We start from the raw sequence: 18,295 nt of genomic DNA, 5'->3' as shown, positions 1-18,295 counted from the left end.
GGTGCGGCCGTCAACGTACGGGCCGGCGTCAGGCGATCTTGAATCGCGACACCGAGTTACGCAGCTCTTCGGTCAGCGCGGTCAGCTGGCGCACCGACGTGGCGGTGTGGCGCGTGCCGGCCGTCGTTTGCGCGGTGACTTGCAGGATGCCTTCGATGTGGTGGGCCACGTTGGTGGCCAGACCCGCCTCGTGCGACGTGGTCTGCGCGATCTGTTCGATCAGCTCGGCCAGCTGGCGCGACACGCGTCCGATTTCCACCAGTGCGGCACCGGCGTTGTCCGACAGTCGCGCACCTTCCACCACGCCCGCCGTGCTCTGCTCCATGGCGTGCACGGCGTCCTGCGTGTCGGTCTGAATCGTGCGGATCAGCGCGCCAATCTGCTTGGTTGCCTCGCCCGAGCGTTCGGCCAGTCGCTGCACTTCTTCCGCCACCACCGAGAAGCCGCGGCCTGCTTCGCCCGCCGAAGCCGCCTGGATGGCGGCGTTCAGTGCCAGCACGTTGGTCTGTTCGGTAATGTCCGAGATCAGCTCGACGATTTCACCGATCTCCTGCGACGATTCGCCCAAGCGCTTGATCCGCTTCGAGGTTTCCTGAATCTGGTCGCGAATGTCGTTCATGCCCGCGATGGCGTTTTGCACCGCGTGCTGGCCCTGCTCGGCAGCGGACAGCGACGCACGTGCCACGTTGGCGGATTCAGCCGCGCCGCGCGATACCTGCGTGATGCGGTCTGCCATCTCCACCACCGACTCGCCGGTCTGGCGAATCTGGCGCGACTGCTCTTCGGTCGTGGCCGCCAGCTGCACCGAGGTGTCCTGCACCTGCGACGAAGCGTGCTGCACCTGTCCGGCGGTCTGCTGCACGCGGCCCACCAGTTCCTTCAGTTCTTCCACCGTGTAGTTCACCGAGTCGGCAATGGCGCCGGTGATGTCCTCGGTCACGGTGGCCTGGCGCGTCAAGTCGCCGTCAGCGATGTCCTGCAACTCGTTCATCAGCTGCAGAATGGCCTTCTGGGTGGCGTCGTTGTTGCGCTTTTCCTCCAGGCGGCGCGCTTCGGCTTCACGCTCACGCGCTTCGGCTTCCAGCGTACGCACGCGCGAATCGCGCAGGTACAGCGCCGCGAGCCCGGCCAGGCACAGCAGCGTGGCCACGGCCGACACCACCATGGCGCCAAACGTCCACGGACGGAAACGTGCGCCCTCGGCGTACGACGTCTGCAGTTCGGACAGCTCGCCGCGCAGTGCCTCGTTGTCATTGAAGATCTGCTGCTGCGCGCGCTTGGCGGCGATCAGGCCGGGCAGGTTCTGCAGAATGGTCTGCGTGGTCTTCTGCACCGCCTCGAAACGCTGCGACAGCTGCTGCAGGTAGTTGCGCGTCTCGGCGTCGCTGGCGGGCGCCAGGCGCAGCGCTTCGGAGCCGTTGGTCAGGCCGTCCAGCGTTTCGCGGAAGGTGTTGGTGTCCTTGCCCAGCAGGAACGCGGTTTCGGGGTTGACGCCTTCGCCCGAGAGGAATTCGTTCAGGTTTTTGCCCAGGCGCTGCGTCAGCATCACCAGTTGCGCGGAAGCGGCCACCTCGCGCGTGTTCGAGCCGGCCTGCAGCTTGATGGCGGCCACCTGTTCGGCGGCTTCGAGCAGTTCGGGGTTCGACGCGTTGAAGATCTGCAGCGTCTGGCCGATCGTCGTCAGGATGGGCTGCTGGGCCAGTACGTCGGCCGCGCTCTTTTCCGAGCGCTTCCACGAGCCGAACGCCTTTTCGAGCAGCGGCTCGGCCGGGCCGGACGTGGCGCGCACGTGCTTTTCGTCGCTACCGTTCTGCAGCGCCAGCAAGTCGGCGGTCAGCTGTTCCTTGGACTGGCGCAGCTGCGTGAATGCCTGCGCGTTACCGAGCAGCGCCACCGGCACTGCCTTGCCCAGGCGCTGCGAGTGCATCAGCATATTACCGGCGATCTCGATCTGCGCCGCGCCGTTGTTGGCCTGGCGGTTATCAAGATAGACCGACGCCAGCAGCGCCAGCAGCGATGCCACCACGCCGCCCGTCAGCAATCGTTGCTGGGAGGAGAACGGCATCCGCGTCAGCCAGCCGGACATCATCTCCACCGGCGTCTGGCCCGCGCCACCCCGGCCTGCGCCGGACTTGGCAAATACCGATGCGCGCGGCGGCGCCGCGTCGGCAGCGGCACCGGCGGTAGCGGTGCGACGGCCCAGGCTGATCTTCTTGATTCCCATGGCAACCCTCTGTTTGTTCGTTTTCTGTTTGGTTCTTGTGCTCAGGCGTCAGGCTTCAGGCCGCATCGCGGCCAGCCTGCAGGAATGCCGGCGCATCCAGCAACTGGCGGATATCCAGCACCTGCCAATCGCGCCCGTCCCGGTCCGCGAAGGCGGCACCACGCCAGGCTTCGGGTTCTGCGCCACCGGCCGGCGTCAGGTCCACCGCGTGCCGCAGGCCCACCACGCGCGTGGCGATGATGCCGCAGGCACGTTCCACATGGCGCGACAGCACCACGATCTTGCTGCCCGGCTGCACCGGGGTCGGGCCTTCGCCGCAGAACATGCCGAAGTCGATCACGCCCAGCAGGTTGCCCCGCGCGTTGACCAGGCCGCGATACCACGGCTGCGTCAGCGGCACGGCCGCCGGCGCGCGCATCTCCAGCACCTCGCCGGTGTCCATCAGCGGCAGCAGCCAGTTGCGCTGGCCCACGAGCACGCCCAGGTAGCTGTCGACCGCGGGCAGGTTGCGCGCCTCGCGCAGGCGCCGGGCCAGCATGGCCTGATAGTCATGCAGGCGGGTCTGGCGAGTCTGGCGGGTTCGGATGTCTTGGCGCGGCGCGTTCATGATCGGATACCAGTGAAACCTGGAAACCAGTGGTGAAACCAGTTGTCATGGCCGTGCGCGGGCGCCGCCGGCGTCCCCCGACGGGACACCCGCGCCCACTCCGGCCCCTAGGCTACCGCGGCGCTCAGTGCGCCAGCGCGGCGATCTTCGAAAGCAGTTCCTCGCCGTCCACCGGCTTGACGATGTAGTCGGAAGCGCCCTGGCGAATGCCCCAGATGCGATCCGTCTCCAGGCCCTTGCTGGTGCACATGATCACGGGGATGTCCTTGAAGCGGTCGTCGCGCTTGATCGCGCGGGTGGCCTGGTAGCCGTTCTGGCCCGGCATCACCACGTCCATCAGGATCAGGTCGAAGGTTTCCGCCTCGAGGCGCGTCATGGCCTGTTCGCTGTTGCCGGCCACGGAGACCTTGAAGCCCTTCTTGCCAAGCAGGTCGGACATGAACAGGGCTTCGGTGGGCGAATCGTCGACGATAAGGATTTTGCTGATGGTCATTGTTTTATTCCTGGATACTTCGGGCGGCATGCATCATGCCGCCACGGCCGCACCCTCTTCCGGCACGCAGCCCGCCAGGCAGGTCTGTACCGCCTGCAGCAGGGCTTCGCGGGAAAACGGCTTGGCCAGATGGTTGTGCGCACCGACGAGCTTGCCGCGCGAGCGGTCGAACACGCCGTCGCGGGACGACAGCATGATCACGGGGATGGCGTGGAAGCGTGGGCTTTTCTTGATCAGGGAGCAGGTCTGGTAGCCATCGAGCCGCGGCATGAGGATGTCGCAGAAGATGACGTCCGGATGCAGGTCACCCACCTTGGCGAGCGCCTCGAAGCCGTCCTCGGCCAGCATGACCTGGAAGCCTGCCTGGGTCAGGAATATTTCCGCCGTCCGGCGGATGGTGCTGGAGTCGTCGATCACGAGCACCTTCACAGCGGCCTTGCGCGCTGTGGATGCCTCGCTGGCACCGGCGGTGCCGCCGGCGTTGACCCCATCGACAGACATATCTTGTTCTGTTTGAGTGACCCGCATCATGTTCCCGCGACCCACGTCCTGCGTGACACAACAGGCGTAGGCATTCACTTGAGAACTTCCGCACGGCGCCATGAATGGCTGGCCGGCGGCCCCCGATTTTCCAATTCCCAGTCAAAAAATACCCGGCTACCCTGCCGGTGGCGGCGCGCTTCTTGTCCGCGCCTGCCTGTTACTGCAATGTTCTTGTGCCGCGGCACCCCGTCTTCAGCCTGCCAATGGCGGCGCGGCCGGACGGATGTTCAGTTTTGCCGCAGAGTGTGACAACTCGTGGGGGGGCCGTCAATCAGGACACCCCGGCGTCACCGGCCGTTCTGTCGCTTTGGCGCGACGCACGGCCATTTCCGGACGACAAGCCTCAGATGGCCACCATCTCGAAATCTTCCTTGCGTGCCCCGCATTCCGGACAGGTCCAGTTGATGGGCACGTCCTCCCATTTGGTACCCGCGGCGATGCCGTCTTCCGGCGCGCCGGTGGCCTCGTCATAGATCCAGCCACAAATCAGGCACATCCAAGTCTTGTATTCCATATGCAGGCTCTTGCCAGTCTCCATTAAAATCCAGCGCATGATGGTACCCAATCGGCGCCGATGACGCCACCCATGGGCCAGCGCAAATGGCCCAATATCGCCGCGTTCGTGCAATTTGACGTGCAGATGCCGCCTGAACGGCACCCTTTCGGCCAGGATTGCCCGCATTTCGGGCAACCCGCCGCCAGGCACGCGAGCAGCCGCCCCCGGCCGGACGCCTGTCTTCCCGAATCTTCTTTTTGGTCAGAATTCCATGTCCCGTAACCAGCAGCTTTTCGACCGTGCCCAGCAGACCATTCCCGGCGGCGTCAACTCGCCCGTGCGCGCCTTCCGTTCCGTCGGCGGCACGCCCCGCTTCATTACCCGGGCCGAGGGCGCCTACATGTGGGACGCCGACGGCCAGCAGTACATCGACTACATCGGCTCCTGGGGTCCGATGATCGTCGGCCACGCGCATCCGGACGTGGTGCGCGCCGTACAGGAAACCGCCGTGCAGAGCTTTTCGTTCGGTGCGCCGACCGAGGGCGAGATCGTCATGGCCGAAGAAATCTGCAAGCTCGTGCCGTCGATCGAGCAGGTACGGCTGGTGTCGTCGGGCACCGAGGCCACCATGAGCGCGCTGCGGCTGGCGCGCGGTTTCACGGGCCGCGACCTGATCATCAAGTTCGAGGGCTGCTACCACGGCCACGCCGACAGCCTGCTGGTCAAGGCCGGCTCGGGCCTGCTGACGTTCGCGGACACCACGCAGAACGCGCCGTCGTCGGCCGGCGTGCCCGCCGACGTGACGCGCCACACGATGGTGCTCGAATACAACAACGTGACCCAGCTGGAAGAAGCGTTCGCGCGCCACAAGGGCGAGATCGCGGCGGTCATCGTCGAGCCCGTGGCCGGCAACATGAACCTGGTGCGCGCCAGCAACGCCTTCCTGACGTCCATGCGCAACCTGTGCAGCGAACACGGCAGCGTGCTGATCTTCGACGAAGTCATGACTGGCTTCCGGGTGGCGCTGGGCGGCGCGCAATCGCACTACGGCATCGTCCCCGACATGACCTGCCTGGGCAAGGTGATTGGCGGCGGCATGCCGGCGGCGGCGTTTGGCGGCCGGCGCGACATTATGGCCAAGCTGGCGCCGCTGGGCGGGGTGTACCAGGCCGGCACGCTGTCGGGCAACCCGCTGGCCGTGGCCGCGGGCCTGACCACGCTGAAGCTGATCCAGGCACCGGGCTTCTACGAGCGCCTGGCCACGCAGACGCGCAAGCTGGCCGACGGCCTGACCGCCGCCGCCCGTGCGGCTGGCGTGCCGTTCTCCGCCGATGCCATCGGCGGCATGTTCGGCCTCTACTTCACCAACGCCGTGCCGACCAGCTTTGCCGAAGTCACCCAGGCCGACGTGGGCCGCTTCAACCGCTTCTTCCACGCCATGCTGGCCGAAGGCGTCTACCTGGCGCCGTCGGCCTTCGAGGCCGGCTTTGTCTCGGCAAAGCACGACGACGCCATCATCGACGCGACGATCAAGGCCGCCGAAAAGGCATTCAAGGCCGGCTGATCACGTCGTCCAGCGCATAGTGCAGCGCCGCAAGCTGGTCAGCCAGTTCCGGCGATGCCGATGTCATTGGTGGCCGCAGCGTGTCGGCCAGCCAGCCCAGCCGGGCCAGCAACGCCTTGGCCGGCCCGGGGTTGGGCTCGGCGAACAGCGCCAGCATCAGCGGCATCAGCGCATGGAACAGGCGGCGCGCGTCTGCGAGCCGCCCTACTTCCACGGCGCGCCAGATCTCCACGAACAGTTCGGGCCGGAAATGCGCCGAGGCGATGATCGCTCCGCGTCCGCCCAATGCCAGCGTACCCAGCAGTTGGTGATCCTCCCCCGCCAACACTGACAGCCTGCCATCGGCGATGAGCGCCTGGGTGGTCTGCGCATTGCCGCCGCAATCCTTGATGGCGACGATATTGTCGTGGTCAGCCAATGCCAGCAGGGTGTCCAGCGTCAGCGTGGCGCCGGTCCGGTATGGGATGTCATAGAGCACCAGTGGCGCCCGCGCGGCGTCGGCCAGCCGCGCGAACCAGTCGCGCAAACCCGCCTGCGACGGGCGAATGTAATAGGGCGCGGGCGCCAGCACCCCAGCCAGCGGACGGCTGTTGAGCCGCTCCAGCCGCGCCATGGCATGCCCCAGGTGGTTACCGGCCAGTCCCATCACCACCGGCAGGCCGGCGGCCGCTTCCAACACCGTATCGAGCACGGCCAGTTGCTCGGGCTCGTCGAGCGCGGCGGCCTCGCCCGTGCTGCCACAGACCACGAACCCGGCCAGGCCGGTGGCACGGTAGTGCATCACCATGCGGCGCAGCGCAACATGATCGACGGCGCGGTCGGCGGTATTGTCAACAAAGGGGGTCACCAGCGGCAGCCAGATGCCCTGGAAGGAAGTTTGCGTGGCTTGCATCCATACACTCCGGATCGACCGGTTCAGGAAACCGTCGATGCGCGACGCGGCAGGACTTGCGGCAAGGGGAGGAAAACCTGGCGGGTTCGCCCTCTCAGCCGGTAGGTGCTGTTCCGTCGCCCATCTGACGGAACAGCGCGCTCCGGTCAGACGAGCGACTGTTTTTTGGCTTTGGCGCGCGCAGCCTGGTCCGCCGCGCCCACGACGGGTACGGACAGGACGGAGGAAAGGCGGTTTGCGCACGGCATGGGCAGGAATCTACCGGCCGGCATCGGCCATCGTCAAGCGGCATGCACTTTGCCCGGCGGCGCGACAACGCTGCGCTACACTCCAGAATTGCCATTCCGGAGATCGAGGAGTCCCTTGATGCGCACCGCCACCGCCCCTGCCACCCCCCCTACCCTGTTCCGCTGGCTGCTGCTCGGCCTGCTGGCCAGCCTGCTTTCCGCCTGCGGCTACAACGATTTCCAGAAGAAGGACGAGGCCGTCAAGGCCGCCTGGGGCGAGGTGGTCAACCAGTACCAGCGGCGCGCCGACCTGATCCCGAACCTGGTCGCCACCGTAAAGGGCTACGCCAGCCACGAGCGCGAGACGCTCGAGGCCGTGACCAAGGCCCGCGCGCAGGCCACCAGTATCCAGGTCACCCCCGAAACCCTGAACGATCCCGAAGCGTTTGCCCGCTTCCAGCAGGCACAGGGCCAGCTGACCAACGCGCTGTCGCGGCTGCTGGCGGTGTCCGAGAACTATCCGAACCTGAAGGCTGACGCGTCGTTCCGCGACCTGCAGAGCCAGCTGGAAGGCACCGAGAACCGCATCACCGTGGCCCGCCAGCGCTACATCGTGGCGGTGCAGGACTACAACGTGCTGGCGCGCAGCTTTCCGACCAACGTGACGGCCATGATCTTCAAGTACCCGGTCAAGCCATCGTTCACCGTGGAGAACGAGAAAGCCATTTCCACCCCGCCGGCCGTGAAGTTCTGAGCGCCCGGCACTGAAACGCGGATCGCCATCATGCGCAGACTGGTCAGGCTCTCGTTCCTGGAGTTGATGCTGGCCATCGTGCTGGCCGTGCCGGCATGGGCGGCCCGGGCCGACGACGGCTTCGTGGCCGTGCCGCCGCTGAACGCGCGCGTGACCGACCTGACCGGCACCCTGAGCGCCGACCAGCGCAACGCGCTGGAAAACGTGCTGGCCGAGTACGAGCAGCAGCGCGGCAGCCAGATCTTCGTGCTGATGCTGCCCACCACCAACCCCGAGACCATCGATGCCTACAGCATCCGCGTGGCCGAAACTTGGCGCGCGGGCCGCAAGGGCATCGACGACGGCGTGATCGTGATCGTGGCCAAGGACAACCCCGCCGGCCTGCGCAAGATGCGCATCGAGGTGGGGCGCGGCGTGCAGGGGTCGCTGACCGACGCCATGTCCAGCCGCATCATGCGCGATGTGATGGCGCCACATTTCCGCCAGAACGATTTCTACGGTGGCCTGGCCGCCGGCATTTCGGCCATCCAGGCCACCATCGACAAGGAAGGCCTGGCCGCGCCGGACCGTCGCAAGCCGCAAGGCAATGTCGATCTCGGCGACTGGCTGCCGGTGCTGTTTCCGCTGGCGATCATCGCGTTCTTCTTTCTGTCGGCCATGCTGCGCCGCGGAGGTAGCCCGCACGTGGTGACCGGCCGCCGTGGCTGGCCAACCGGCACGGCCGGCGGGCTGGGCGGCATGACCGGCTACGAGATCGGACGCCACTGGGGCAGTGGCGGAGGCGGCTTTGGTGGCGGGGGCGGCGGCGGAGGGGGTGGTGGCTTTGGCGGCGGAGGCGGCGGCGGCTTCGATGGCGGCGGCGCGTCCGGCAACTGGTAACGACGGCTAACGGTGGCCAATCATGGGTAGTGGAGATCCGATGCACAAACCCCAGGCTTCGCACCCCGCGTCCAGGCTGTCGCTCAAGCGCGTGCTGCGGCATCTGGGCACCGGCCCGGGCACGGCCCGCAAGGCGTTTCCCGACGAAGCCCGCCACCAGCTCCAGGTGGCCGTGCACAAGGGCGAACAGCATCACCGTGGCGAAGTCCGCGTGGTGATCGAAGCCAGCCTGCCGCTGGCACTGGCGTGGCGCGGCACCTCGGCGCGCGACCGCGCCCGCGCGCTATTCGGGGCGCTGGAAGTCTGGAATACCGAAGATCATACGGGCGTGCTGCTGTATATCAATCTGGCCGACCATGCCGTGGAACTGCTGGCCGATCACGGCATCGACGCCTGCGTCACACCCCAGCAATGGCAGCAGGTCTGCGCGCAACTGGCGCAGGGGCTGGCAACGGACCTGTCGGTCAAACCCGTGCTCGACGCCATCGCGCAGATCCACGCGCTGCTGATCAAGCATTTCCCCACCCACGGCGGGCGCAACCCCAACGAACTCGACGACCGGCCCATCGTTCTGTGACCGGCCGCGTCATCCGTCCCCTGCCCGTACCCTAGGGCTGCTTCTCCATCAGATACCAGATGGCCGCCAGCACCTGGACCGCCACCAGCCCGGCCCAGACCCACAGGTGGGCCGCCACCGGATAGTGGCCGCCCGTGGCCGGAAAAACATCCAGCACGATGCCGATGCCGACCTGGAACACGAACGTGGCCAGGAACACGGTCAGCGTCATGGCCGTGGTGGCGCGGCCGATCAGGGCATCGGGAAAGCGCCGGGCCAGCAGTGCGTAGGTCAGGATGCCGCTGGAGCCGAACACGCCATAGGCGGCCCAGAGCACGGCAAGCGGGATGAACGGCAGGCGGGCCATCAGCAGTAGCTGGATCACGATAAAGCCGATCATGCCGAAGCCGGCGAAGGCATAAAGGCTGATACCGCGCCGCTCCAGGTGGCGTGCGGCCCAGCCGGCGCCCACGCAGCCGGCCATCATCGCGATACCGATCACCGACACCAGCCGCGCGCTGGCGCCCGCAGTCAGGCCCTGCACATCGCGCATGAAGGCACTGACCCACAGCGTCTGCACGGCCAGGAAGATGCCCTGGTTCAGCAGTGTCAACGGCACCACGCGCCAGAAGCGCTCGCTGCTCAGGATCAACCGTGTACCGCGCAACTGCTCGGCAAAGCTCTCCTTGCCCACACGCTTGACGTCGGGCACGCCGAACCATAGCAATACAGCCATGCCGAACGAAATCGCCGCCAGGCCGGCGCTGATCGTGCGCCAGTCCGTCCAGGACAGCAGCCACGACAGCGGCGCGCCCACCACCACGGCACCCAGGCCGCCGATGGCCATCACCAGCCCGTTTAGCAGCGGCATGCGCGACAGCGGAAACCACATCGACAGCGCCTGGATGGCGGCGCCCAGGCACACCGACACCCCCACGCCGATCATCGCGCGCCCCACGGCCAGCCCGACCATGCCCGGGGCCCAGGCAAACACCAGCGACCCGGCCACCGCCAGCATCAACAGCGCGGCCTCGGTGCGGCGCGGGCCAAAGCGGTCCAGCAGGATGCCGGCGGGTAGCTGCGCGCAGGCGAAGCCTAGGAAATAGAAGCTCGTCAGCAAGCCCAGATCGCCGGCGGTCAGCCCCAGTTCGCGCGTCAGGAACGGCGCGAAACCCAGGTTCACGCCCCGGAAGATGTATGACACCAGAAAGCCGAGCGAAAAGAACGCCAGGACACGCCAGCGCGCCGGCGAGGCGTGGTTCGGCTGCGCGGCGGCAACAGCCGGTTGCGCGGGATGAGCGGTGGATGTGTTCATGCCCTGCATTGTGATCACCACCGTGGTGCAAGACCAGCGAAAGATACCCGCGGCAATTGTGAGTAGAATTTGACGACATTTCGCCCCGCCATGGTCAACAGTCGCCCCCCTCACCTGCCCCCGCTCCAGGCGCTACGCGCGCTGGAAGCCGCCGCGCGACACCGCAGTTTCTCGCGCGCCGCCGAAGAACTGGCGCTGACGCACAGTGCCATCAGCCATCACATCCGCGCCCTGGAAGGCAATCTCGGCACCAAGCTGTTCCGGCGGACCGGGCTGACGATGACGCCGACCAGCGCCGGCGCCCGGCTGGCCGAACAGGTGCGCGCCGCGCTGGATCAACTGGAATCAGCGCTGCGCGAGGCCAGCGACGAAGCGGCCCCGCCCGTGGTACGGCTGCAGGTCAGCGTCATGGCCGACCTGGCCAACGCGTGGCTGATACGGCGGCTGCCCAGCCTCCATGCGCAGGCCCCGGAACTGGACCTTCACCTGCGCCTGCATGCGGAGATTTCGCCACCAGACCCCTATTCGGTCGACGTCGGCATCTGGCACCAGCGCGTGGACCTGCCCGGCTTTGAATGTCACAACCTGATTGAAGACCATGTGATTGCCGTGGCCAGTCCGGCCTTGCTGGCCCGGTATCCCGGCTTTACCGTGGCCGACCTGCCCCGGATGCCGATGCTGCGGTTTGCGCTGCGTCCGTGGCGCGACTGGCTGCTGCAGGCCGGACTGCCACCCGAGGAGCCCGAGCGCGGCCCGATCTTCCAGGATGCCGGGCTGATGCTGCAATCGGCCGTGGCCGGCCTGGGCGTGGCCACGGCGCGTGCCCAGCTGGCCCACGATTACCTGGCCAGCGGCCAGCTTGTGCAGATCGGCACCACGCACATCCCGTCGAGCCTGCCGTACTGGGTCACCTGGCGCGAAGGGAATCCGCGCGAAAAGGCCATCCATCGCTTTCACGCGTGGCTCAAGAAGCAGGTGGAAGAATCTACATGGCGCGGTCACAGCACTGAAACAGAGTCAGCCCCACCGCCGCCTATGTGAGGTAACGCACGCTTCAATTGCGTGACAGGATGACCCCCAACCGGGCAAACGTTTCATTTCGGCAACCTTTTGAACGCCGGTCCCAAACCGGCTGTTTTTACGTCTGGCCTCCCACTTCTGGACGAAGGCGGCATGCCGCATGCGCCACGTTCTAAATTTGCGTCAGCCAAAAGCATGGCCGCGTCACCCGCGCTCTGATGCCATGCGCACGGCAATCACCCCCCACGGGTGGCGCGCCGGAGACATCCCGATGGCGGAGACAATCAACCGTCCGAATCCCCTCTACCTGTCACGACGTCTGGAAATGCCTTTTACGGCGTTTCATAAATGCAACGTTTTCGCCCGTCACCGCAGCATGCGTATCCACCCGAATGTGACACCTTGAAAATGCCTTATCAGCAACATTACAAGCGCGTCATACACCACAAAGTCTTGTAAGAGATACAAGCGATCGGTAAAAAGCGCCTCCTCAGACGCGTAAAGATCCAGATACATCTGGTTACACAGTCTCGCAAACGACGCATCACCAAAATCCCACCTCTTTGCAAATCAAGCACTTAACGTCAGTGGCACGTTCGTCGCTGTATGTCCGGCACATGGCCAGCAGGCAGGCTCCGCAAAGACGGCGCACCGCAAGGTCCGGAATACCGACGCAAGGAAAGCAGGGGGAGAAAACGGGAATCGGCCAGACGAGCCGGACCCGGGGAGAGCAGAAGCGGCCGGCACGCTGCAGTGCCGGTCCGGGCCAGGCAACACCCAGGATGCCAGGTCAGCAGGTTGCAGCGAATTCAGGTGCGGGTCTGGTCCCTGGAGAAACATCGGATCAGGCTTGCAGTGCCCAACAGGGTGCACGACGTCACCGGGAGTGGCGAGGCACCGGGCATCGGCAGAGGGCCGCCGGGCTTTGTCCCGTGCGGGACTTTTCCCCTGAGACAGGTGGAACCGGAACAGACGCCACACACCACATGGCTGCTGTCTGGTTTGGCCTCGGCCGGTTTCCGGTCGGAACCTTGTGCCCGACCTCCAGCGGGCGCTTTTTTCCACTAACCATGACGTCAAGGAGAAGGACATGAACACCATGTTCAATGGCATCAAGCGTTTCGCCCAGGAAGAAGACGGCGCAGCCGGCGTGGAATACGCCCTGCTGCTGGCGTTCGTGGCCCTCTGCATGGTCGCGGTCGGCCCGGCAGTCAAGGCCGCGGTCACCAAGATCTGGGGTGACATTTCGACGGCGCTTACGGCTGCAGCCTGAGCGGTGCGAGCCCGGTGTGTTGCGCCAGGCACCGGGCTCCACCGCCGTCTTTCCTGGCGCATTGATTTCCCTTTTTGCATAAGAGGCTGCCATGCACACCATGGACTCCGTCACCGTCTTTGCCCCGCTGACCTCGGCCTGCCTGATGGCCGTGCTCGGCACGGCTGTGGTGACTGACCTGCGCAGCCACAAGATTCCGAACCAGCTCGTCGTGACCGGGACCATCGTGGCGCTGGCGCTGCAGATGGGCCTGCACGGCGCGGCAAACGGGACATGGCAATGGGCCACCGGCATTGCCGCCGGGCTCGTGCCGTTTGTCCTGCTGTACATCGTGCGTGCCGTGGGCGCGGGCGACGCCAAACTGATGGGCTGCGTGGGCGCACTCACAGGGCCGGCCGCCATGCCGGAAATCCTGCTGGCGACGCTACTGGCCGGCGGCGTGCTGGCGCTGGGCGTCATGCTCTGGCGCCGCGAATCCCGCCGCACGCTGCACGCAGTCATCGGCACGCTGCTCTGGATGCCGCTCGCCCGCCATGCACCCACCACGGCGGCCGAGATGCCGGAGCCTGGCCCCCGCAGCGGCGCGAACAGGATTCGGACCATCAGACGCCTGCCGTACGCGGTAGCGATTGCCTCAGGCGTGGCACTGGTGATGACGGGCGTGATCTGAGCGCCAGCCATCGCCAGCAGAAGGAAGAAGCACACAAGCCCGGCCTACCGGGCAAGGAACGGGAGAACCATCATGGCCAGGAAGCTTCGCAACACCGTCAGCCCCGCGAACACGCGCCGCTGCCCGTCGCGCCAGTACAACCGCACACCGCAACCCGATTTGCCCGCGCAGGCCGCGCGCACGGTGCGCCAGCACATCGGCTGGGTCTTCCACCACTAGCCGTACGTCACACCGCAGCACCTCAGCACCGCACTACCACATCGACATCGTCAGTGAGCCGAGATGGCGCACCGCCCCGCGCGGTGCCGCCAGGGACGCCTGCATGCCCACGCCGGGACACCAGGCATCGCATGGAAAGGGAGGGATCATCAAATGAGAAACGTACGCACCCTGTTGATGTTGTTGGTGGCCGCCCTCGCTGGCCTGGCCGCTGTCGTGCTGGCTTCCCGGTGGATGGTGGAGCAGAGCGCCGGCAGCACGGTCAAGGTGGCGGTGGCAAACACCGACATCAACCTTGGCCAGCGCCTGGCACCCGAGTTCGTCAAGCTGGTCGAGTGGCCACGCGACAGCCTGCCGCCCGGCGCGCTGAACGATCTCAAGGCCGTCGACGGCCGCGTTACCAAGGCCAGCGTGATGCGCGGCGAGCCGATCCTCGAATCCAAGCTCACGCCGGCGGGCACCAAGGGCGGCCTGTCCGCGGTGATCGCCGACGGCAAGCGCGCCATCACCGTACGCGTCAACGATGTAGTTGGCGTGGCGGGCTTCGCGCTGCCCGGCAGCTTCGTCGACATCATCGTCAACACGCAAAAGGATGGCAAGAGCGGCCCGTCGGAGACCGAGCAGTCGATCTCGAAGATCGTTCTCGAAAAGATCCTGGTGCTGGCCGTGGCGCAGGAAGTGAACCGCGACGAGACCAAGCCGAAGGTGGTGAACGCGGTAACGCTCGAAGTTTCGCCCGAAGAGGCCGAGAAACTGGACCTGGCGCGCAGCGTCGGATCGCTGTCTCTGGTGCTGCGCAATCAGGTGGAAGCGCGCCCCGTGGACACCGCAGGCGCCACCAAGCGCAGCCTGCTGAACGAGCCGGTGGTGCAGGCTGCCGCGCCTTCGCCAATCGCCAGGGTCATCCAGGTGGCACAGCGCATCGTCGAACGCAAGCCCATCAATACCAATTGCGTAGGCGTCATCAGTGGCATGCATCAGGACAAGGAGTGCTTCTGAGCGCGTGAGCCAACGCGCCGGAAGCCGCCAACCGGGGGAAAATCATCATGAAGACCAGCCACACACCGTCAGGCCATGCGCACCTCAAGCGCATGCACGGCACCGTCCGCCTGAGCGCGGTCGCCACCCTGGCCATCACCAGCGTCTGGCTGGCCAGCGCGCAGGTGCAGGCGGCCGAGGAGGCCACCCTTGCGACGCAGCCCACGCGCATCGCGGCGAACGGCCCCATCCAGCTGACCATCGGCGCCACCACGCCAGCGCCCGCACCTGCCGATGCCGGCGGCGGCCGGGGGCCGAGCTGCGTGGGCGCCGCCGCCGAGCCCGAGCAGATCACGGTTCCGGTCGGCAAGTCCCGCATGCTGCCGCTGCCCGAGCCGGTGAAGACCCGGACGCTGGGCAACCCGAGCGTGGTGCAGGCGATGCTGGTGTCACCGCAGACCATGTATCTACTGGGCCTCGACATCGGCACCACGAACATGATCGTACAAGGCCGTAGCGGTCGCTGCACGGTGATCGATGTCACCGTCGGCGCCGATCCGGCGGGCCTGCAGTCCACATTGCGTTCGCTGCTGCCCGGCGCACGCAACGTGCAGGTGGCTTCCGCCGCCGACAGCCTGGTACTGAGCGGCAACGTGCCCGACTCCGCCACCGCCCAGCAGGTCATGGACATCGCCAACGCGTTCGTGCTGCGACAGTCCCGCAGCCCGCTGCAGGCGCCACAGCAATCGCTGGGCGCGCCGGCCAATGCGCCAGGCGGACCGAACATGATGATGCCGATGGGCGGCGCGCTGATGCCCATCTCGGCGAATGCGCAGAACAACAACAGTGGCATGCCGATTCGCAGCAACAAGCTCATCAACATGCTGACGGTGGACGCGCCGCAACAGGTGATGCTCGAAGTGAAGGTGGCCGAGGTATCCAAGACACTGATCGACCAGCTCGGTGCGGCGGCCAACATTCAGGGCGCTTTCGGCAGTTGGCAATTCGGCCTGCTCGCGAACTTCCTATCCGGCGCGCCATCCGCGCTGACGGCCATCAAGAACAACAACCTGCCACTGTCGCTGCAACTTGATGCGCAGAAGGGTGACAGCTTGGTCAAGATTCTTGCCGAGCCAAACCTGATGGCGATCAGCGGCCAGGAAGCCAGCTTCCTGGCGGGCGGCAAGGTCTTTATCCCCGTGCCGCAATCGAGTTTTGGCGGCGTCACCACGATCGTGCTGCAGGAAGAAACCTTCGGCGTGGGGCTCAAGTTCACCCCGACCGTGCTGGCCAACGGCCGCATCAACCTCAAGGTGGCGCCTGAAGTGTCCGAGCTGTCGCCCACGGGCGTGGCCGTGACGGCGCCCAACACGTCGGGTTCCACCATCCTGCCGCTGATCAACACGCGGCGCGCTTCTACCACCCTGCAGGTGATGGATGGCCAGAGCTTCGCCATCGGCGGCCTGATCAAGAGCAATGTCACAGGCAGCCTGAAGGGCCTGCCCGGCGCCGGGGAACTGCCAGTGCTTGGCAACCTGTTCCGCAGCACGAGCTTCCAGCAGGACCGTAGCGAGCTGCTGTTCGTGGTCACCCCGCGCCTGGTGAAGCCGCTGCCGCCGAACTACCCGATGCCGACCGATTCGTTTGGGCCTCCGATCAACGGCGAGGTCTACATCAACGGCAACATGGAAGGCCATCCGCAACGCCTGCCGGACAACCTGGCGCCGCCCCCGATGCCGGCTGGCCCCGCCGCGCCGGTGTCCCCCGCCTACCCGAACCCGCCGACCACGAGCACCGGACCCGCGCCGACGGCCAGCGCGCAGCCCGTGAACTTGCAGCCCGTGACCGCGCAACCCATCGGCCCGGCGCCCGCGAACGCCCCGCAGCCACCCAGCGGCGGCAACTTCGTGCCCACCGCTGCGCTGCCACCTTCGTCGCCCGCCACGCTGGCGGCCGGCAGCGCCCAGTGAACCGACATCGACAGGGGAACATCATGACTTCCACCACACGACTGCTGTGCATCGCCGCGGGCACCCTGCTCTGCACCGGCCTGACTGGCTGCATGAGCACCTCACCGATCTGGGATGCCCATTTCGGCGAATCGGTACGGACCGTGCGCATGATGCAAACGCTCAACCCGAACGCGTCGTACACCAATACCGATCCGGTAAGCGGTGTCGACGGCCGCGCCGCCACGTATTCCATGGACCGTTATGGGCAGTCGTTCCGCAATCCGCCCACGGACGGCAACACGTTCGTGATCGGCATTGGCAATTCGGGCAACAACGGCTCACAGTAACGCGCCGCCGGCCAACCCGTCTTGAACCGGGCACCACCAGAACCACCAGGACCACCCGAGGGAGTTGCAACATGGCAAAGCTGATACTGGTCTCCGCCGACGACACGCGCGCGCGCCAGATGCTGGCATTGGCCCAGCAGGCCGAAACGCGGCGCCAGCCGCAGCTGGTCTGCGTAGACCCCACCAAGGCACTGAGCACCCCCGGCCTGATCCATGCCACAGACTTCGTGGTGCTGCAGGCCGACGAATTCGACATGGACGTGCTGGAACGGCTGCGCCAGCGCTTCCCCGAGCCGGGCGACGTGCCGTGCATCCTGGTCACGCCCCAACCATCGACGGAACTGTTGATGCGGGCGATGCGCATGGGCGTGCGCAGCGTATTGCGCTGGCCGCTGGACCCGAGAGAGTTCAACGAGGAACTGACGCGGCTGGACACGCGCGCAGAGGCCGAAGCCACCGCGCAGGCCCGCACCTTTGCCTTCACTTCGTGCAAGGGCGGCAGTGGCACCACCTTCGCAGCCGCCAACTTCGCCTACGCGGTGGCAGCCCAGCGTGGCAAGCGCGTGCTGCTGGTCGATCTGGACCAGCAGTTCGGCGACGCGGCCTTCGTGGTGACCGACAATCTCCCGCCGGCCACGCTGGGCGACATCTGCCGCCAGATCGACCGGCTCGACGCCGCGCTGCTGGATGCCTGCGTCACGCATGCGCATCCGAATCTCGACGTCATCGCCGGCGCCGGCGATCCGGTCAAATCGGCCGATGTCAAGGCCGCACACCTCGAGCGCATTCTCGACCTGGCCAAGCCTGCGTACGACGTCCTGGTCTTCGACCTCGGCCAGGCGATCAACCCGGCCTCGATCATGGTGCTGGACCATTGCGACACCATCCATCCGGTGGTGCAGCTTTCCCTGCCCTACCTGCGCGCCGGCCGACACATGATGGAGATCTTCCATTCGCTTGGCTACCCGGCCGAGCGCATGCAGGTGGTCTTGAACCAGTTCGAGAAGCACGCCGCCATCACCATCCGGACGATGGAGGACTCGCTGGGCACCCGCATTGCCCACATGCTGCCGCCCGACGCCAAAACCGCCCGGGAAGCCGCCAACCAGGGCGTGCCGGTACCGCAACTGGCCCCCAACAGCGCCATCACCCGCGCGCTGATGCAAATGGTAGACGCCGCCTTCCCCGCTGCGGCAAAGAAGGAGGAAGGCCTGTTCGCCCGGCTGCTCGGAAACCGGGGTGACACCGCCCAGCCGCTGCCCGTGGGCCGGCACGCGTAACCCATC

19 protein-coding genes are annotated in these 18,295 nt (G+C 66.4%); 12 read left to right on the top strand and 7 right to left on the bottom strand.

What is annotated here, in order from left to right; genetic code table 11:
• Positions 1-28: 28 nt before the first annotated feature.
• From CYJ10_RS04325 to CYJ10_RS04305, 5 genes are all read right to left on the bottom strand, one after another.
• Positions 29-2,224, bottom strand: coding sequence for a methyl-accepting chemotaxis protein (locus tag CYJ10_RS04325; RefSeq protein ID WP_101680286.1), 2,196 nt, complete (start codon positions 2,222-2,224; stop codon positions 29-31).
• A 55-nt stretch (positions 2,225-2,279) separates the two neighbouring features.
• Positions 2,280-2,831, bottom strand: coding sequence for a chemotaxis protein CheW (locus CYJ10_RS04320; protein ID WP_101680285.1), 552 nt, complete (start codon positions 2,829-2,831; stop codon positions 2,280-2,282).
• Positions 2,832-2,955: 124 nt separating this feature from the next.
• On the bottom strand, positions 2,956-3,324 hold the full coding sequence (locus CYJ10_RS04315; protein ID WP_092594954.1) for a response regulator: 369 nt from the start codon (positions 3,322-3,324) through the stop codon (positions 2,956-2,958).
• 33 nt (positions 3,325-3,357) lie between these two features.
• Positions 3,358-3,852, bottom strand: a complete 495-nt coding sequence (locus CYJ10_RS04310; protein WP_101680416.1) for a response regulator — start codon at positions 3,850-3,852, stop codon at positions 3,358-3,360.
• A 358-nt stretch (positions 3,853-4,210) separates the two neighbouring features.
• Positions 4,211-4,381: a rubredoxin gene (locus CYJ10_RS04305; protein WP_101680284.1), complete on the bottom strand. Its 171-nt coding sequence runs from the start codon at positions 4,379-4,381 to the stop codon at positions 4,211-4,213.
• Between the two features lie 253 nt (positions 4,382-4,634).
• On the opposite strand from CYJ10_RS04305, the gene hemL reads away from it, so the two are divergent.
• Positions 4,635-5,927 carry a glutamate-1-semialdehyde 2,1-aminomutase gene (gene hemL, locus CYJ10_RS04300; protein ID WP_101680283.1) on the top strand — a complete coding sequence of 431 codons (1,293 nt, stop codon included), beginning with the start codon at positions 4,635-4,637 and terminating at the stop codon, positions 5,925-5,927.
• Here the strand turns inward: hemL and dapA are convergent.
• Complete coding sequence (dapA, locus tag CYJ10_RS04295) at positions 5,914-6,819, bottom strand: 4-hydroxy-tetrahydrodipicolinate synthase (RefSeq protein ID WP_101680282.1); 906 nt, start codon at positions 6,817-6,819, stop codon at positions 5,914-5,916. The two genes, hemL and dapA, sit on opposite strands and share 14 nt — an antisense overlap.
• Before the next feature lie 366 nt (positions 6,820-7,185).
• On the opposite strand from dapA, the gene CYJ10_RS04290 reads away from it, so the two are divergent.
• The 3 genes from CYJ10_RS04290 to CYJ10_RS04280 are packed head-to-tail and all read left to right on the top strand — an operon-like array spanning position 7,186 to position 9,256.
• A complete protein-coding gene (locus CYJ10_RS04290; protein WP_101680281.1) occupies positions 7,186-7,800 on the top strand; it encodes a LemA family protein in 615 nt (204 codons plus the stop codon).
• Positions 7,801-7,830: 30 nt separating this feature from the next.
• Positions 7,831-8,679 (top strand): TPM domain-containing protein, encoded by an 849-nt coding sequence (locus CYJ10_RS04285; RefSeq protein WP_101680280.1) that lies wholly within the window; start codon positions 7,831-7,833, stop codon positions 8,677-8,679.
• A 40-nt stretch (positions 8,680-8,719) separates the two neighbouring features.
• Complete coding sequence (locus CYJ10_RS04280; protein ID WP_101680279.1) at positions 8,720-9,256, top strand: TPM domain-containing protein; 537 nt, start codon at positions 8,720-8,722, stop codon at positions 9,254-9,256.
• A 31-nt stretch (positions 9,257-9,287) separates the two neighbouring features.
• Here CYJ10_RS04280 and CYJ10_RS04275 read toward each other — a convergent pair whose 3' ends face one another.
• Positions 9,288-10,550, bottom strand: a complete 1,263-nt coding sequence (locus CYJ10_RS04275; protein WP_101680415.1) for an MFS transporter — start codon at positions 10,548-10,550, stop codon at positions 9,288-9,290.
• A 90-nt stretch (positions 10,551-10,640) separates the two neighbouring features.
• Between CYJ10_RS04275 and CYJ10_RS04270 the strand changes: the two genes are divergently transcribed.
• The 8 genes from CYJ10_RS04270 (at position 10,641) to CYJ10_RS04240 (ending at position 18,289) form a co-directional block, all read left to right on the top strand.
• Positions 10,641-11,591 carry a LysR substrate-binding domain-containing protein gene (locus tag CYJ10_RS04270; protein ID WP_101680278.1) on the top strand — a complete coding sequence of 317 codons (951 nt, stop codon included), beginning with the start codon at positions 10,641-10,643 and terminating at the stop codon, positions 11,589-11,591.
• A gap of 1,069 nt (positions 11,592-12,660) precedes the next feature.
• Positions 12,661-12,843, top strand: coding sequence for a Flp family type IVb pilin (locus CYJ10_RS04265; protein WP_374703216.1), 183 nt, complete (start codon positions 12,661-12,663; stop codon positions 12,841-12,843).
• 91 nt (positions 12,844-12,934) lie between these two features.
• Positions 12,935-13,513 (top strand): A24 family peptidase, encoded by a 579-nt coding sequence (locus CYJ10_RS04260; RefSeq protein ID WP_101680277.1) that lies wholly within the window; start codon positions 12,935-12,937, stop codon positions 13,511-13,513.
• Positions 13,514-13,585: 72 nt separating this feature from the next.
• Positions 13,586-13,732, top strand: a complete 147-nt coding sequence (locus CYJ10_RS34025) for a hypothetical protein (protein WP_180862833.1) — start codon at positions 13,586-13,588, stop codon at positions 13,730-13,732.
• A gap of 153 nt (positions 13,733-13,885) precedes the next feature.
• A complete protein-coding gene (gene cpaB / locus CYJ10_RS04255) occupies positions 13,886-14,731 on the top strand; it encodes a Flp pilus assembly protein CpaB (RefSeq protein WP_101680276.1) in 846 nt (281 codons plus the stop codon).
• A gap of 47 nt (positions 14,732-14,778) precedes the next feature.
• Positions 14,779-16,680, top strand: coding sequence for a type II and III secretion system protein family protein (locus tag CYJ10_RS04250; protein ID WP_101680275.1), 1,902 nt, complete (start codon positions 14,779-14,781; stop codon positions 16,678-16,680).
• Positions 16,681-16,703: 23 nt separating this feature from the next.
• A complete protein-coding gene (locus tag CYJ10_RS04245) occupies positions 16,704-17,009 on the top strand; it encodes a hypothetical protein (protein WP_101680274.1) in 306 nt (101 codons plus the stop codon).
• Positions 17,010-17,080: 71 nt separating this feature from the next.
• Positions 17,081-18,289, top strand: a complete 1,209-nt coding sequence (locus tag CYJ10_RS04240; RefSeq protein WP_101680273.1) for a nucleotide-binding protein — start codon at positions 17,081-17,083, stop codon at positions 18,287-18,289.
• Positions 18,290-18,295: the final 6 nt, after the last annotated feature.

Source organism: Cupriavidus pauculus (genome assembly GCF_002858765.1).
GTDB lineage: Bacteria > Pseudomonadota > Gammaproteobacteria > Burkholderiales > Burkholderiaceae > Cupriavidus > Cupriavidus pauculus_B.
Note: the sequence above shows the minus strand (reverse complement) of the source record. Positions and strands in the feature narration are given on the sequence as shown.

What these genes read in the sequence shown, in the direction of transcription:
- CYJ10_RS04325 (WP_101680286.1), bottom strand. Translation starts at nt 2,224, where the DNA reads ATGGGAATCAAGAAGATCAGCCTGGGCCGTCGCACCGCTACCGCCGGT.
- CYJ10_RS04320 (WP_101680285.1), bottom strand. Translation starts at nt 2,831, where the DNA reads ATGAACGCGCCGCGCCAAGACATCCGAACCCGCCAGACTCGCCAGACC.
- CYJ10_RS04315 (WP_092594954.1), bottom strand. Translation starts at nt 3,324, where the DNA reads ATGACCATCAGCAAAATCCTTATCGTCGACGATTCGCCCACCGAAGCC.
- CYJ10_RS04310 (WP_101680416.1), bottom strand. Translation starts at nt 3,852, where the DNA reads ATGCGGGTCACTCAAACAGAACAAGATATGTCTGTCGATGGGGTCAAC.
- CYJ10_RS04305 (WP_101680284.1), bottom strand. Translation starts at nt 4,381, where the DNA reads ATGGAATACAAGACTTGGATGTGCCTGATTTGTGGCTGGATCTATGAC.
- hemL (WP_101680283.1), top strand. Translation starts at nt 4,635, where the DNA reads ATGTCCCGTAACCAGCAGCTTTTCGACCGTGCCCAGCAGACCATTCCC.
- dapA (WP_101680282.1), bottom strand. Translation starts at nt 6,819, where the DNA reads ATGCAAGCCACGCAAACTTCCTTCCAGGGCATCTGGCTGCCGCTGGTG.
- CYJ10_RS04290 (WP_101680281.1), top strand. Translation starts at nt 7,186, where the DNA reads ATGCGCACCGCCACCGCCCCTGCCACCCCCCCTACCCTGTTCCGCTGG.
- CYJ10_RS04285 (WP_101680280.1), top strand. Translation starts at nt 7,831, where the DNA reads ATGCGCAGACTGGTCAGGCTCTCGTTCCTGGAGTTGATGCTGGCCATC.
- CYJ10_RS04280 (WP_101680279.1), top strand. Translation starts at nt 8,720, where the DNA reads ATGCACAAACCCCAGGCTTCGCACCCCGCGTCCAGGCTGTCGCTCAAG.
- CYJ10_RS04275 (WP_101680415.1), bottom strand. Translation starts at nt 10,550, where the DNA reads ATGAACACATCCACCGCTCATCCCGCGCAACCGGCTGTTGCCGCCGCG.
- CYJ10_RS04270 (WP_101680278.1), top strand. Translation starts at nt 10,641, where the DNA reads ATGGTCAACAGTCGCCCCCCTCACCTGCCCCCGCTCCAGGCGCTACGC.
- CYJ10_RS04265 (WP_374703216.1), top strand. Translation starts at nt 12,661, where the DNA reads ATGAACACCATGTTCAATGGCATCAAGCGTTTCGCCCAGGAAGAAGAC.
- CYJ10_RS04260 (WP_101680277.1), top strand. Translation starts at nt 12,935, where the DNA reads ATGCACACCATGGACTCCGTCACCGTCTTTGCCCCGCTGACCTCGGCC.
- CYJ10_RS34025 (WP_180862833.1), top strand. Translation starts at nt 13,586, where the DNA reads ATGGCCAGGAAGCTTCGCAACACCGTCAGCCCCGCGAACACGCGCCGC.
- cpaB (WP_101680276.1), top strand. Translation starts at nt 13,886, where the DNA reads ATGAGAAACGTACGCACCCTGTTGATGTTGTTGGTGGCCGCCCTCGCT.
- CYJ10_RS04250 (WP_101680275.1), top strand. Translation starts at nt 14,779, where the DNA reads ATGAAGACCAGCCACACACCGTCAGGCCATGCGCACCTCAAGCGCATG.
- CYJ10_RS04245 (WP_101680274.1), top strand. Translation starts at nt 16,704, where the DNA reads ATGACTTCCACCACACGACTGCTGTGCATCGCCGCGGGCACCCTGCTC.
- CYJ10_RS04240 (WP_101680273.1), top strand. Translation starts at nt 17,081, where the DNA reads ATGGCAAAGCTGATACTGGTCTCCGCCGACGACACGCGCGCGCGCCAG.